Here is a 13,906-nt window from a genome sequence, read left to right as displayed (position 1 = left end):
CGTGCGTCCTTAACGTGTGCCTACGCCGCTCAAGACCCGGCCAGTAGGTGTTTCGCCCTTGGCAACGTCACCCGGCGCGCCGTCTGCCACGATTTTTCCGCCTTCAGCACCCGAACCAGGCCCCATCTCGATGACGCGGTCTGCGCCGGCGATGAGGTGAAGATCATGGTCCACGGTGACGACGGTGTGGGACGCGTCCACCAGCGAATGCAGTTCCTTAATGAGCAGGTCAATATCGGCCGGGTGCAGGCCCGTCGTGGGTTCATCCAACAAGTAAACAGTGTGTCCGCGGCGTGAATTGCGGGAGCGCTGCAACTCGGTGGCCAGCTTGATGCGCTGGGCTTCGCCACCTGAAAGCTCCGGGGCACCTTGACCCAAACGCAGGTAGCCCAAACCCACAGCATCAAGGGTCTGGACGGCGTGGAGGATTGGTTCCTCCTCGGCGAAGACCTCGAGGGCTTCTTCCACGGTGAGGTCCAAGATATCCGCGATGGTGTAGCCCTTCCAACGGATGGACAAGGTGTCCTCGTTATAACGCTTGCCCTGGCAGTCCGGGCACTGCGTGTAAGAGCCGGGGAGGAAGACGAGCTCGACCTCAATCTGGCCCGCACCACCACAGGTGGGGCACTGGCCTTGCTTCACGTTGTAGGAAAAGCGAGAGACCGTCCACTTCTTTTTCTTCGCCTCCGGAGTGGCAGCGAAGAGCTTGCGCACGTTGTCAAAGAGATTGGTATACGTCGCGACGGTGGAGCGCGGCGTGCGGCCGATAGGTTTTTGGGTAATGGACACCACGCGCTTGACGGCCTGGGGGCTGTCCTCGCCCGTGAGTTTTTCTTCAAGAACGTGCAGTAATGTGGATTTACCGGAGCCCGAAAGCCCAGTCAGGACGGTGAACTGGCCCAGACCAAAGCTCACGTCGAGGCCGTCGATGTTATTCGAGTGCACGTTGCGCAGTTCCACCTCACCATGAGCCTGGCGCGGTTCCGACTTCGGCTCCGGATGCGGGCGCGCCAACGCACGGGCGGTGGGGGTATCAGCGTCATAGTCCGCAACGGTCCCCGAGTACACCACCTGGCCGCCGCGCTCGCCGGCAAGTGGTCCGATGTCAACCAGCCAGTCCGCTTCCTTAACCAGATTCATGTCGTGTTCCACCAAGAGGACGGAATTGCCCTCGTTGATGAAGCGGCGGCAAATATCCCGTACCGCATCACGCTCCGCCGGGTGGAGTCCCGCAGAGGGCTCATCCAAGACGTAGGTCACGCCAAAAAGGCCCGAGCGCAGCTGCGCGGCTAGGCGCAGGCGCTGTGCCTCGCCGGCGGAGAGAGTTTCGGTGGGACGATCCAGGCTCAAGTGCCCCAGCCCCAACTCCAACGCGGACTCCAGGGCTGGGCAGATCGTTTTAAGCAGCAGGTCTTCCGCATCATTGGGTTGCGGGGAACGAGATTGAAGAAGCTCGAGGGTCTTAGCGAGGGGAAGATTATTAAAAGCATCGATAGGCAGCCCGGCGTAGGTCACCTTGAGCGCCCGCGGATTGAGGCGGCGGCCTTCACACGTGGTGCATTCATGGGATTCCATGAAACTCAACGTGCGCGCACGCAGCGTGTCCGACTTCGTCTCCGCATAGGTCTTGCGCAGATAGGACGCCACGGAGCGCCACGTACCTTCGTAGTTGCGTTGGATCTGGTCTGCACCGCGGTGCGGTTTGACGGTGACAACCGGGCGCTCTTCGGTGAAGAGAATCCAGTCGCGGTCCTTCTGCGGTAAGTCTCGCCACGGCGAATCTAGGTCGTAGCCCAGCTCCTCCAAGATGTCGTGGAAGTTCTTGCCCGCCCAGGCACCGGGCCACGCCTTGATAGCACCTTCTTCGATGCTCAAGGAGGGGTCCGGAACCATGGAGGCTTCCGTCGGCTCGTGGACTACTCCGGTGCCTTGGCACTCCGGACACATGCCCTCCGGGGTATTAGGTGAGAAGGAATCCGAGTACAACCCTTCAGGGTTGTCGCCACACCGTGAGTACAAAAGGCGCACAGAGTTGGAGATGGCGGACAGGGTGCCCACTGTAGAGCGTGCGCCACCTGCCGAAGCCGACTGCTGCAAGGCCACCGTCGGCGGCAGGCCATCGATACCGCCGACCTGCGGATCCACGGCAGAGGCAATGAGGCGGCGAGCGAAAGGTGCCACGGACTCGAGGTAGCGGCGCTGGCCCTCACCGTGAATGGTGCCAAACGCCAGAGAGGACTTGCCGGAGCCCGACACGCCCGTCACCGCCACGAGCTTGCCGCGGGGAATGTCCACGTCGACATTGCGAAGGTTGTGTAGGTGCGCGTCTCTCACTGAAATGGTCATGCCAGCCAGCCTACGCGGGCCTTAGGACATGTACCGTGAGCTGTACTTTTATAGGTACGGATAGCACTGGCGGACGCGGTCGAACCACCACTCACGTCGATCAGTCGGCGCGGCAAGCGCGCTGAGCCGATCCGGGTCGGGGGTGAGGAACTCGGCGCGCAGGTGGCCGTCGACAAGCTCACGCGGTGCGGTGACATCCTCTTTAAAGAGTAACCCTGTGGCGAGGCCGGCTGCGGCTGGGGTGACGTCGATATCTTCGTCGTCATAGATCTGCGGCAGTGCAGCCACCGCAGCCAGCCCCATCGAGATACCCACGGAGGTATCCAGCGCGGAGGCGACCGTAATGTCCATGTGGCGCTCGCGCAGGTGCTGCGCCACCTCAAGGACCTTGCGCACACCGCCCAATGGGGCTGGTTTGACCACGGCGACGTCGGCAGCCTGCAATTCCGCCACCCGGTACGGGTCGCTGGCCTTGCGAATGGATTCATCAGCCGCCACGCGGACGAAAATCCCGGCGCGCATGAGTTGAGCACGAACTTCCTTGAGTTCCTCAACGGTCTTGCACGGCTGCTCCATATAATCCAGCGGCATAAGCTCCTTCGCCGCGGTAATGGCTTCCTCGACACTCCAGCCGCAGTTGGCATCAACGCGAAGAACCGGCACGCGGCCCTGGGACTCGATGTGGGCGCGCACCGCGGCCACGCGGGCAATGTCGTCCTCCAGCGTCTGCCCTTTCTCCGCCACCTTGATTTTGAAGGTGCGGCAGCCCGGGTAGCGCGCCATCACTTCCGGCACCTGCGCAGCAGGAACCGCGGGGATAGTGCCGTTGACTTCTACCCACTCACGCACTGGCTTCGGAAAACCCTCGTAGGCGGCTTCCAAACCGGCGGCGAGCCAGCGCGCGGATTCTTCTGGGCCATACTCCAGGAAGGGGGCGAACTCACCCCAGCCCGCGGGGCCATCGATAAGCAATGCTTCCCGCGTGGTGATACCGCGGAACTGAACGGCGAGTGGGAGGGAAACCACGTGGGCGCGATCAAAGACGTCATCAATATGCATGGGGTTCATCGTACGTCGACTCCGAATGCGACAACTGTAATGGGTAGTGATAAATTAATACGGTAATTGGTTATAACCAGAAGAAGGACCAGATATGCTCTATCTTCTCATCGCACTGCTGGCCATCGCTGCAGTTGTCTACCTCATCTATAAGAAAGTTCACGCCGCGGCTTCCATCTTCGCCGTTGGCGTCGTCCTGCTCATGCTCGCCGCGCTCACCGGGCGCGCCGACTTCCGCACCACCGAAATTGAAGCAACCGGCAATGCTTTCTACGACCAGCTGCTGGTTGTGGACGCCCTGTTCAAGGCGCGCTTCTCCGGCATCGGTATGGCGATTATGGTGCTCTTTGGCTTCGTGTCCTATATGCGCCACATCGGTGCGGATGCCAAGACCGTCGTGGTGCTCTCCTCACCGCTCAAGCGCTTCAAAGGCTCGTACTGGCTGGTTCCAGTGGGCTTCATCCTGGGCACGCTGCTCTCACTGGTGATTCCCTCGGCCGCGGCGCTATCCCTATTGCTCGTGGCCACGCTCTTGCCGGCGCTCATCGCCGCGGGCCTGACACCACTGACCGTGGGCGCCATCGTGGTGACCTCTTCCACCATCGTGCCCACCCCGCTGGAAGCAGGCCTCATCCAAGGCGCTGACCTCACCAACATGACGCCAACAGAATTCGTCTACGGCGCAGTTGCCCGCGCAACGGTTCCCACCCTGCTCATCACCGCCTTCGTCCACATGTGGTGGCAGCGCCATTGCGACAAGGTGGATGCCCGCAAGGCCGAAAGCTCCGGCGAGGTCAGCGCCGATTCGACGCACGATGACGCCACCGAGGAAGCCATTGCCCGCGCTGCCGCCCTGCCGGGATACTACGCCGTGCTCCCGCTCCTGCCGCTGCTGCTCATCATCATTTCCGCCATCCTCAACCGCTTGGGTGTCATCCCCTTTGAGGGCGGCATCCTGCCGGTAACCGTGGTATCCCTGTTCATCGCGATGATTATTGAATCCATCCGCAAGCGCACCGTCTCCGGCGCCGTGGATTCCATGGCCACCTTCTTCAAGGGCATGGGTGAGGGCGCTGCCGGCGTGGTCGCCCTGCTAGTCGCCGCCGCCGTCCTGGTGGAGGGCATCACGCAGATGGGCGTTATCGACATGCTTATTAACGCCGCCGAAGGCTCCTCCGGTGCCGCCGTCATCATCGTCCTCATCTTCGTCGCCGCTACCGCAGCGATGGCCGCACTCACCGGCTCCGGTACTGCGCCTTACTTCGCCTTCTCTGAGGTGGTGCCCAACCTGGCTTCGCAGACCTCCATCCACGCCCCGCAGATGCTCACCGCCATTTGGGGTACGTCGAACCTCATGCGCCAGGTTTCCCCAGTTAACGCCGCGGTGCTCATCGTTTCCGGCGCCATCAAGGTCAACCCCATCCAACTGGTCAAGCGCACCTCCGTGCCCATGATCGTGGCGACGGTGCTCAACACGCTGTTTGCGTTCATGTTTATTGGGTAGCGGTTTTCGCGCGGGCTCAACGTTAATCACGGAGTCCGCGGTACGTTTTGGTAAATAAGGTCCCCCAAATCCGAAAAATTTCGGGCATATCTACGAAAACGTACCAACCAACCGCCCACGACGTACATATCGATCAAATAAGGCCCCAGATCATCGAAGTTTTGGGGAGCTATTTGTTAAAACCGTCACGACCATACGGCGTTCCCCCCATCCCTTCTGTACGATTGTGCAGATAAAGATTCCCATTAAGGAGGACCCATGCTACTTGCTGAAGCCCTGGCCGAACGCGCCCAGGCGCAGGAGCGCCTCAACACCCTGAAGGATCGTCTTGTGGCGACGGTCCGCGTGCAGGAAGGCGATGAACCGGACGAGAATCCGACGGATCTCCTCCGGGAGCTCGAGGGCGTCACTGCACGCATTGATGAACTCGTTATCGCTATCAACGCGACGAACACGGCTACGAAGTTCGATGAAGAGATCACGCTGATGGAGGCCTTGGCACTTCGCGATGGCCTCCTGCGCAAGCGCCGCATCTACCAGGGTTTGGCGGAACAGGCTGGTGCACGCCAGGATCGTTTCTCTCGTTCAGAGATCAAGTTCGTGGCCACCGTGCCCGTGCCGAAGCTGCGCGAGCGCGCCGATGACCTGGCCCGCCAGTACCGCGAGCTCGATACCCGCATCCAGCAGCTGAACTGGAATACGGAACTCATAACTAAATAAGGTCTGCCGCTAGTTGTGCCGCATCCTTGCGGCACGTAGTCATGTCGCGCGCTGTGCGCGCGACGGTAGCCCACACTTTTCGCAGCGAGCGCAACCCTTACTGGGCAGGGAAAAGTCCAGTGCTTCTCAGGCGCCTTCGTAGCGCAAGGAAGGCAGGGAGGTTCGATTCCGTCCCACTGTATGGTGTACCGCGCTGGTACGGATTACACGTGTACATTGACGGGGAAAATCCCGCAGTATTGTTTATTGTTTATCACCGCCGCGCTGGGCGGGGAGTGTGGGTGAGGGTTGGGAATGGGGACTATACTTCCGGCGCACTACTTTCCAATTAAGCTGGTGTGCCATGAGCGAGCAGAAGAACTACAGCACCGATAATCCTTTCAAGCCGGAGCTCTGGCAGACCGTCGAGGGCTTTGAGGACCTGACGGATATTACCTATCACCGGCTCATCAGTGATAGTCCGAAGCCACAGCGTAAAGATGGCATCGTCCGCATCGCTTTTGACCGCCCCGAGGTGCGCAATGCATTTCGCCCGCACACGGTGGATGAGCTTTACCGCGCGCTGGACCATGCGCGTCGTACCCCGGATGTTGGCACAGTGCTGCTGACTGGCAACGGGCCATCCCAGAAAGACGGCGGCTGGGCATTTTGCTCCGGCGGTGACCAGCGCATCCGCGGCCGCTCCGGGTACCGCTACGCCACTGAGCACGCGCACGATGACGCGACTGCAGACGAATCCACGGTAGACACCGCCCGCGAAAAGGTCGAAGGCGGCCGCTTGCACATCCTAGAAGTCCAGCGCCTCATCCGCACCATGCCCAAGGTGGTCATCGCCGTGGTCAACGGCTGGGCCGCCGGCGGCGGTCACTCCCTACACGTGGTGTGCGATATGACCATTGCCTCCCGCCAAGAAGCACGCTTCAAGCAAACCGACGCCGACGTCGGCTCCTTCGACGCCGGCTACGGCTCGGCCTACTTAGCCAAGATGGTGGGCCAAAAGTACGCCCGCGAAGTCTTCTTCTTGGGGCGCACCTACGACGCCCAGCGCATGTACGAGATGGGCGCGGTCAACGAGGTGGTTGACCACGCCGAGCTGGAGGACGCCGCCATCCAGATGGGACGTGAAATCAATATGAAGTCCCCCACCGCCCAGCGCATGCTCAAGTTCGCCTTCAACCTCACCGATGACGGGCTCATGGGCCAGCAGGTCTTTGCGGGCGAAGCCACGCGCCTGGCCTACATGACCGATGAGGCCGTCGAAGGCAAGGAATCCTTCCTGGAAAAGCGCGAGCCCAACTGGGATAACTTCCCCTACTACTACTAGGAAAAGTACGGGAACGCGTTGCGCCCTCAGAGTTCGCTTCAGTTTTCTCGTCGAGCCCAAACGGACGGTCTCTCCGTCGGCAAGAAAGAGACGAGGGGTTAAAGCACACGCACCATTGCTACTCCTGGAAACACGAGAATCAATTCGACCAGACGCGATATCTGAAGGCGCTGGCGTGATGTGCCCAACAACCCTCAAGCTTCAATTACCTGACCGCAGATGCTCGTGCCGGCGAGCATGCAGATCACGATCATTCCCGTACCAAGCATCGGCGCGAGCATTGCGTCACTGACAGCCAAAAGGCGCCGAAAATACCGCCAATTCACATCCACCACGGTCCGAGTTCAACCCCAGAAAGAATCTCTCTACGTGAGTTGAGCAACGAGAGGCTCAGAATGCACAACAGAGTCGAACCGTCTGCCAGATTCACCGATCCAACTTGGAGAGAACTACTAGAACCGTTCCCAGATATCGGTTGACCGTGGTTTAGGTGGCTAAGCACATTCCCATTATCGCGCTAATTGCACGCCAAAACTACACAGATGCCTTCCCCGCATCTCCTTCTGCGGCAGGGACTGAGAACTCTCCGGGGCGCGCACTGCATGGACCAACATGGTTCCTCCAACAACCACAGAAGCACCGAAGAGGCGCCAAAAGCTGACCCGTTTTAAAATGCCCCAAACAAGGCCAAGTGGTCAATCGCCAACGCCATCATGACTTGACCAAGAAACGGAATGACGATCGTCTCAACCATGCCCAGCTTGGGAAAGATGATCACTTTTCCAGATATGAAGACCACCTCTATGATTCCCCCGATCCAAACCCACCACGGCTCTCCTGCGGCCCGTGCAAACTCAAATAAGCCGCAAGCGACCAAAAGGGGCGACTAAACCTGTGCATGAGAAGGCGGAAAGCACCGAAAAGAACACTGTGGGGATGGGAGCACCGATACTGGCGCGCAAACGATCGTTGACGGCTGTCTGAAAAGGTACGAACTCCTCTAAGGCGAGAGCTCTTCAAAAAGCATGGATCGCACTTCTTTCTAAGGGGCCAGTTTCCATTGCCCAAGGGAATGCTTCGGCTACACCTCGTTGCAGAAGGGCTCCTATTATCACCGGTCGCAGAGGCAGCCTCGGAGAGACTGTTACTTTTCTCGAAGTCCCCTCTCTTTCGTTGATGCGAGCGCAAGAGCAAGTCTTCGAACGGTAAGACGAACCGCGAGTTGCAAACTAACTCCGTGAGCAAAATCTACTACGCTACCGGCATGAAAGCGTTCCCAACCGTTTAGAAGATATTCAACTGAATCTCACCTTCCGGACACCCCCTTGAGGTTTATTGAGAACGTTCCCATATATTTGCTCAAGGAAGGGGAGACGGATGACTGACGTTGTCGTTTTCGACATCGGTGGAGTTCTGGTGCCAGAAGGAAATCGAATGGAACAGCTCCAGGAATTTCTTGTTTCGCATGTTGGTGAGTTCGACCGCGATGCGTTCAAGACGGCTTACTGGGACCACCGTGATGACTACGACCTCGGTCTGTCCGATTCCCTCTTCTGGTCCCCCGTTTTAGATGCGGCGGGGGTCGACGCAAATGGAGCGGTCATCGAGCTTGCGGCGGAAAAAGATGCAAGCCTCAACTCTCAGATTGCGCGGGAACCCCTTCAGTTGGTCAAGGATCTCGTGGCAACCGGTGTGCCACTTGGAATTTTGAGCAACGCTCCACGCCGGATGGCGGAGCAGGTGCGTCAGAGTGAGTGGGCGTCAAACTTTTCCCACCTCTTGTTCTCTTCGGATCACGGGATCAAGAAACCTGACGCAACTATCTACGCACATGTGCAAAACCAGTTCTCCGGCGTGGAGTCACCCATCTTCCACTTCTTTGATGACCGAGAGGTCAACGTGATCGGCGCTAACGAAGCTGGTTGGCAAGGCCATCTTTGGACTTCATCCGAACAGGCTCGTGATGTGCTTCAAGACCACGATGTCATTTCAAAGAACAACCCAAAGGGGAAGTGACATGGCAGCAATTACCTTTGACAAGGCGACCCTCCAATACCCCGGCAACCCCCGCCCAACCATCAACAACATGGATTTGGAGATTCGCGACGGCGAGTTCGTAGCCGTCGTCGGCCCCTCCGGGTCGGGAAAATCAACCACACTTCGTATGGTTGCGGGGCTCGAAAAGTTGACGGGAGGTGAAATCTTTATCGGTGATGTCCCTGCGTCTACCTTGGCACCGTCCAAGCGTGACGTGGCGATGGTGTTTCAGTCGTACGCCCTCTACCCACACATGACTGTCGCGGAGAATATGGCGTTCGCCCTGAAAATGCAGAATATCAAGAAGGATGAACAGGATCGCCGCGTGGCGGAAGCCTCGCGCCTACTCGATCTCGACCAGTATCTTGAGCGCTACCCTAAAGCACTTTCCGGCGGCCAGCGTCAGCGCGTAGCGATGGGTCGCGCTATCGTTCGCGATCCACAGGTGTTCTTGCTCGATGAGCCACTGTCCAATTTGGATGCCAAGCTGCGCGTTTCGACTCGTGCGGAAATCAGTCAGTTGCAACGTCGCCTGAACACCACGATGCTCTACGTCACTCATGACCAGACCGAAGCCATGACTATGGCTGACCGGATCGCGGTTCTCGAGGGCGGCAACATGCAGCAGGTCGGAACCCCTGAAGAGCTGTATATGCAACCTGCCAATGCTTTTGTTGCAACGTTCATTGGCACTCCTTCTATGAACCTGGTCACGGGAACGATAGAGGGCGATCAGATTGCGATTGGTCACATTCACTTGCCTCTCCCTGTACTCAAGAGCCAGCCAACTGCCGACCGTGTTCTCGTGGGCATGCGTCCAGAGAACTTTCGTCTTGTTTCTGCGGAGGAGAGTTCAGCGAAAGCACGTGCCGAGTACGTGGAGAATTTCGGCGCTGACAAATACGTTCACCTATCCATCGACGGATTGAACGACCTCGGTGACTTCCTCATTCGCGTACCGAACACGACCAAGGTCATGCAGGGAGACGTACTAGGCATCGAATTCGATACCAAGTACATCCACCTCTTTGATGGAGAAACGAAGGAGAGGCTGAACTGATGACAACGTCGTTGAAGGGCAATGCGGATAAAGCTCCGGACCAAAATACAGAACTCGAAAACACGAAGGTAAAAGGCGCCCCTCGAGAGAAGCCTGAACCGTGGGCTTGGTTTTGTCTCTTACCAGCTCTGCTGTGCTTTTGTATCTTCGACTTCTTCCCTTTTTTTCGGGCGATTTACTTGTCGTTCTCCTCGACTGACTTGTTTGGCCGTCCGGCCGGGTTCGCAGGGTTTGATAACTACGCGAATATGTTTGCGGACCCGACATTCCTTTCCACATTTGCACGCACCCTGATCTTCACAGTGCTCTCGGTCATTTTGAAACTGGTGCTTGGGCTCGCAATCGCGCTGCCTCTGTCCTACCGGTTGAAGGGCACCTTCTGGATGCGGCCGGTCGTGCTTGTCCCGATGGCGGTTTCCACTGCTGTGGGAACACTCGTTTTCCGTCAAATGTTCGCCCCCATCGTCGGATTTTTCGACCAAGCCGCCGGCCTAATGGGATTCGGACAAGTGGGATGGTTAACGAGTCCAAAGGTGGCGATGATCTCGGTCTTAATTACCGATGTGTGGATCGGTATCTCTTTCGTGGCGCTGCTCATGATGGTGGCAATCGATGGAATCTCTAGCGAAATGATCGAAGCAGCAAACCTCGACGGTGCAACTGGCTTTAGGTACATCCGCTACATCATTCTTCCGTCCATCGCTCCGATGCTGCTCGTGCTTTCAGTCACGCAAGCTATGGCAGCAATGAAGGAATTCACCATCTTCCAGGTGCTCACGGGTGGAGGTCCCGGAAACTCGACTCGCACGATGGTGCTGGATATCTATGACCTGGCGTTTGGCGGAGGCACAGCCGATTTCGCCGCAGCTTCTGCTCGAGGCATGGTCCTGTTCCTCATCATCCTTGTCCTCACCCTGATCCAATTCCGGCTGACAAGCCGAGAAAAGAAGTAGGTGCAGCAATGAACAACAATCTGCGCTCTCCCTTTGCAACTGTCGTAATATGGATTTGGCTGCTGCTTGTCTGTCTGAGCATTGCGTTTCCTGTGCTCTACGCGCTTATCGGCTCATTCCGCGCATCCGGTGATATCCAGGCCGGTCTACAATCCCTCTTTTTCGGAGACCCGACCTTCGATAACTATCCCCGCGCATGGAATCAGTCATCGATCGGGCAGCAGCTCATTAATTCCGTAATTGTGACCATTTGCCAAACTACGGGGCAGTTCATCACGTCTGTCCTTGCCGCATACGCGCTGGTCTTCGGACGTCTTCCATCGGCATCGAAATGGCTCATTTTCTTCTTGCTCCCGATGATGATCCCCTCCGAAGTCGCCGTCATCGGTAACTACTTGACGGTGCGACAGCTGGGCTTCTATGACACTGTAATTGGCATCTTCTTGCCCTACCTCGCATCCAGTTTCACCCTGTTCCTCTTCTATCAGGCGTTCCGTGATTTCCCTAAGGAGATCCAGGAGGCAACCGTCCTAGAAGGCGTTGGACCATTCAAATTCCTGTGGTCCTTCCTTCTTCCCCTCAACCGTTCAGTCTGTATGACCGCGATTGTCACCGGGGCAATCGCCGCATGGAACGGCTACATGTGGCCGTTGCTGATCACCCAGTCAGCATCGGTCCGAACCATCCAACCCGGTATCAAGGCGCTCGCAGACGAAACTGCTGTGGATACCGGCCTCGTTCTCGCCGGTCTCATGATCGCCGTCATCCCAACTGTCCTGCTCGTGGTCTTTGGTCAGAAATATCTGACACGCGGGCTTACCGAAGGAGCTGTTAAGTAATGAAGAAGTTTCTCGCACTCACCACTGCCACCCTTTTCGCCTCTACCACCCTCGTTGCCTGCGGCGGAACCGGCGGCGACACCGTGAAGAACGAAGACGGAGAAATCATTGTCGATTTCTGGCACTCGGCATCCGGCGCTGCTGCGACTACCCTCGACGAACTCGTGAAGGACTTCAACACCGCCCACGAAGGTGAGATTGAGGTCAAGGCTTCGTACCAAGGTTCTTACGAGGACTCCATCTCGAAGTTCATTGCCTCCGTTCAAACCGGCGAGTTGCCGGCCATGCTCCAGGCTTCCGACGTTCAAACCGCTTACCTGCGCGATTCTGGAGTGATTTCCCCAGCAGAAGAAATCACCGACGACTACAACTACGACAATCTGGTAGCCGCGGTGAAGAACTATTACCAGTTCGATGACAAGGTCTATTCGATGCCGTTCATGGTTTCGCAGCCAGCCATCTACACAAACGATGATGATCTACAGAAGGCCGACATTAGTTCCGATGATCTCAAAACCATCGAGGGCATGCTTGACGCAGCAGAGAAGATTCACGAGAAAACTGGCCACGCGGGTCTGACCTTCCATCAGTCCGGTTGGTATATGGAGGAATTCCAGTCATCGATGGGCGACTTCATGTGCTCTCCCGAGAACGGAGTCAGCGAAAAGGCTACCGAATTCAACCTCGAATCTGAGGACAACGTAGCCCTGTGGAATCGCATCGGAGAACTGTACTCCAAGGGCGTAATTCACAACCCCGGTACCGACGGTTCCGCGGCAACGGGCGCTTTCCTGTCAGGTGAAGCATCCATCCTGCTCAACTCTTCGGGTAACTACGGCAACATCATGAGCGGTAATCCCAACTTCGCTTGGTCAATTCGCTCTCTGCCACGTAATACCGACGAGGCTGGTGCCGTCCCAGGTGGCAACTCGCTCTGGTCCATCAAGGAAGGGCACTCTAAGGAAACCCAGGAAGCCGTTGCAGAGTTCATGAAGTACGTGGGTTCGGACGATGTCCAGAAGAAAATCTTTGAGGAAACCGGATATCTCCCCACCACAACCGGTGCAAGCGAGAACCTTTCTGGACTCTCACCCCAGCAAGACGCACTCATCGAGCAGCTTCAGAGCACACCTGAGAACACAGTGACTGCTGGCTGCAAGACCGGTGCTCTCAATGCCGCACGTAAGTCCTACCAATCCGCCATGTCCTCCATTGCGAATGGTTCCGACGCCGAGACCGCTCTCGCTGAGGCCCAGCAGGGAGCGAACAACGAGATCACGTCGTACAACGAGCGCGCTGGCAAGTAATTTCGATCGGAAGTTTCACCTTAATGTCTGTACTCCCACTCGCTCCAAATCAGAAAACATTCGAGAAGTTCACGCCGAACGGCGTTGCGAAGAGGCATCGTGGCTCGACCTTTGTTGCTCACGTAGTTCCAAATAGCAAGAGCTACCAAATGTGCGAGCGCATTCAGAAGGATGTCCGCGAACGCGGGCTTGGGGAGCACTTCGCGTTGCTTCCTCCTTCAAGCTTCCATATGACGGTCTACCCTGGGCTGAAGGGTCGAGAGTTCGAAGGCGAGGAAGATCGGTGGCCCGACTGGCTCAAGGCGGCACCGACCATGACCGCGGCGGCAGGACTCATGTACTGCCGCCTGCGAGAGAATTCCCACCAAATTCCAGAGCTGCCGGAACTACGTATGCGACCCACGGGAGTCTATGACCTCGGAATCTCCCTCACTGTGGGTTTAGAACCGGCAGACGATGATATGGCCGTCGCATTAAACCATTTTCGAGAGACGCTCCGAGATCTTCTTGAAGCCAAGGATAAGGACCTCGATAGCTACAAATTCCACTGCAGTCTTGGTTACCGTCTGACCGATCCGGAGCTCACGAGCAATGTCAATCGAGAACTCTCCGAGCTCTACACAAGTTGGGCAAAAGAATTGAACATTTTGGAACTGGAACGACCGGCATTCAACGTTTTTGATGACATGCTAGCTTTTCCTCCACTGATGTTCTTCTAAACCAAACCGATTAAAGTCGCCTCCGAATAATGGAGGCG

At 57.4% G+C, this 13,906-nt stretch carries 11 protein-coding genes; 9 read left to right on the top strand and 2 right to left on the bottom strand.

The window, feature by feature from the left end; genetic code table 11:
* Nucleotides 1-9: 9 nt before the first annotated feature.
* Entirely contained in the window at nt 10-2,346 is a 2,337-nt protein-coding gene (locus QKE52_RS04780; protein ID WP_347948274.1) for an excinuclease ABC subunit UvrA, read from the bottom strand.
* A gap of 48 nt (nt 2,347-2,394) precedes the next feature.
* Nucleotides 2,395-3,414: an o-succinylbenzoate synthase gene (locus QKE52_RS04775; protein WP_347948273.1), complete on the bottom strand. Its 1,020-nt coding sequence runs from the start codon at nt 3,412-3,414 to the stop codon at nt 2,395-2,397.
* Between the two features lie 85 nt (nt 3,415-3,499).
* Between QKE52_RS04775 and dcuC the strand changes: the two genes are divergently transcribed.
* The 9 genes from dcuC (at nt 3,500) to QKE52_RS04730 (ending at nt 13,868) form a co-directional block, all read left to right on the top strand.
* Nucleotides 3,500-4,909 (top strand): C4-dicarboxylate transporter DcuC, encoded by a 1,410-nt coding sequence (gene dcuC / locus QKE52_RS04770; RefSeq protein WP_347948272.1) that lies wholly within the window; start codon nt 3,500-3,502, stop codon nt 4,907-4,909.
* Nucleotides 4,910-5,167: 258 nt separating this feature from the next.
* A complete protein-coding gene (locus QKE52_RS04765; protein WP_039673555.1) occupies nt 5,168-5,629 on the top strand; it encodes a DIP1984 family protein in 462 nt (153 codons plus the stop codon).
* A 343-nt stretch (nt 5,630-5,972) separates the two neighbouring features.
* Nucleotides 5,973-6,953: a 1,4-dihydroxy-2-naphthoyl-CoA synthase gene (locus QKE52_RS04760; protein WP_347948271.1), complete on the top strand. Its 981-nt coding sequence runs from the start codon at nt 5,973-5,975 to the stop codon at nt 6,951-6,953.
* Nucleotides 6,954-8,330: 1,377 nt separating this feature from the next.
* Entirely contained in the window at nt 8,331-8,969 is a 639-nt protein-coding gene (locus QKE52_RS04755; RefSeq protein ID WP_347948270.1) for an HAD-IA family hydrolase, read from the top strand.
* Between the two features lies 1 nt (nt 8,970).
* Entirely contained in the window at nt 8,971-10,050 is a 1,080-nt protein-coding gene (ugpC, locus tag QKE52_RS04750) for a sn-glycerol-3-phosphate ABC transporter ATP-binding protein UgpC (RefSeq protein ID WP_347948269.1), read from the top strand.
* Nucleotides 10,050-11,003: a sugar ABC transporter permease gene (locus tag QKE52_RS04745; RefSeq protein ID WP_347948268.1), complete on the top strand. Its 954-nt coding sequence runs from the start codon at nt 10,050-10,052 to the stop codon at nt 11,001-11,003. The genes ugpC and QKE52_RS04745 overlap by 1 nt, the downstream gene beginning before the upstream one ends.
* 8 nt (nt 11,004-11,011) lie before the next feature.
* Nucleotides 11,012-11,842, top strand: coding sequence for a carbohydrate ABC transporter permease (locus QKE52_RS04740; protein ID WP_347948267.1), 831 nt, complete (start codon nt 11,012-11,014; stop codon nt 11,840-11,842).
* On the top strand, nt 11,842-13,149 hold the full coding sequence (locus QKE52_RS04735; RefSeq protein WP_347948266.1) for an extracellular solute-binding protein: 1,308 nt from the start codon (nt 11,842-11,844) through the stop codon (nt 13,147-13,149). Before QKE52_RS04740 ends, QKE52_RS04735 begins: the two co-directional genes overlap by 1 nt.
* A gap of 23 nt (nt 13,150-13,172) precedes the next feature.
* A complete protein-coding gene (locus QKE52_RS04730; RefSeq protein ID WP_347948265.1) occupies nt 13,173-13,868 on the top strand; it encodes a DUF1868 domain-containing protein in 696 nt (231 codons plus the stop codon).
* The last annotated feature ends 38 nt before the right edge of the window (nt 13,869-13,906 follow it).

The sequence above is a fragment of the Corynebacterium sp. c25Ua_47 genome (assembly GCF_039907205.1).
In the GTDB taxonomy this organism is placed as follows: Bacteria; Actinomycetota; Actinomycetes; order Mycobacteriales; family Mycobacteriaceae; genus Corynebacterium; species Corynebacterium hiratae.
The sequence above is the reverse complement of the archived record's forward strand: the minus strand, read 5'-3'. Positions and strand labels throughout refer to the sequence as shown.

Coding starts and splice junctions, on each gene's coding strand:
- QKE52_RS04735 (WP_347948266.1), top strand. CDS start 11,842: ATGAAGAAGTTTCTCGCACTCACCACTGCCACCCTTTTCGCCTCTACC.
- QKE52_RS04780 (WP_347948274.1), bottom strand. CDS start 2,346: ATGACCATTTCAGTGAGAGACGCGCACCTACACAACCTTCGCAATGTC.
- QKE52_RS04760 (WP_347948271.1), top strand. CDS start 5,973: ATGAGCGAGCAGAAGAACTACAGCACCGATAATCCTTTCAAGCCGGAG.
- QKE52_RS04740 (WP_347948267.1), top strand. CDS start 11,012: ATGAACAACAATCTGCGCTCTCCCTTTGCAACTGTCGTAATATGGATT.
- ugpC (WP_347948269.1), top strand. CDS start 8,971: ATGGCAGCAATTACCTTTGACAAGGCGACCCTCCAATACCCCGGCAAC.
- QKE52_RS04745 (WP_347948268.1), top strand. CDS start 10,050: ATGACAACGTCGTTGAAGGGCAATGCGGATAAAGCTCCGGACCAAAAT.
- QKE52_RS04775 (WP_347948273.1), bottom strand. CDS start 3,414: ATGAACCCCATGCATATTGATGACGTCTTTGATCGCGCCCACGTGGTT.
- QKE52_RS04730 (WP_347948265.1), top strand. CDS start 13,173: ATGTCTGTACTCCCACTCGCTCCAAATCAGAAAACATTCGAGAAGTTC.
- QKE52_RS04755 (WP_347948270.1), top strand. CDS start 8,331: ATGACTGACGTTGTCGTTTTCGACATCGGTGGAGTTCTGGTGCCAGAA.
- QKE52_RS04765 (WP_039673555.1), top strand. CDS start 5,168: ATGCTACTTGCTGAAGCCCTGGCCGAACGCGCCCAGGCGCAGGAGCGC.
- dcuC (WP_347948272.1), top strand. CDS start 3,500: ATGCTCTATCTTCTCATCGCACTGCTGGCCATCGCTGCAGTTGTCTAC.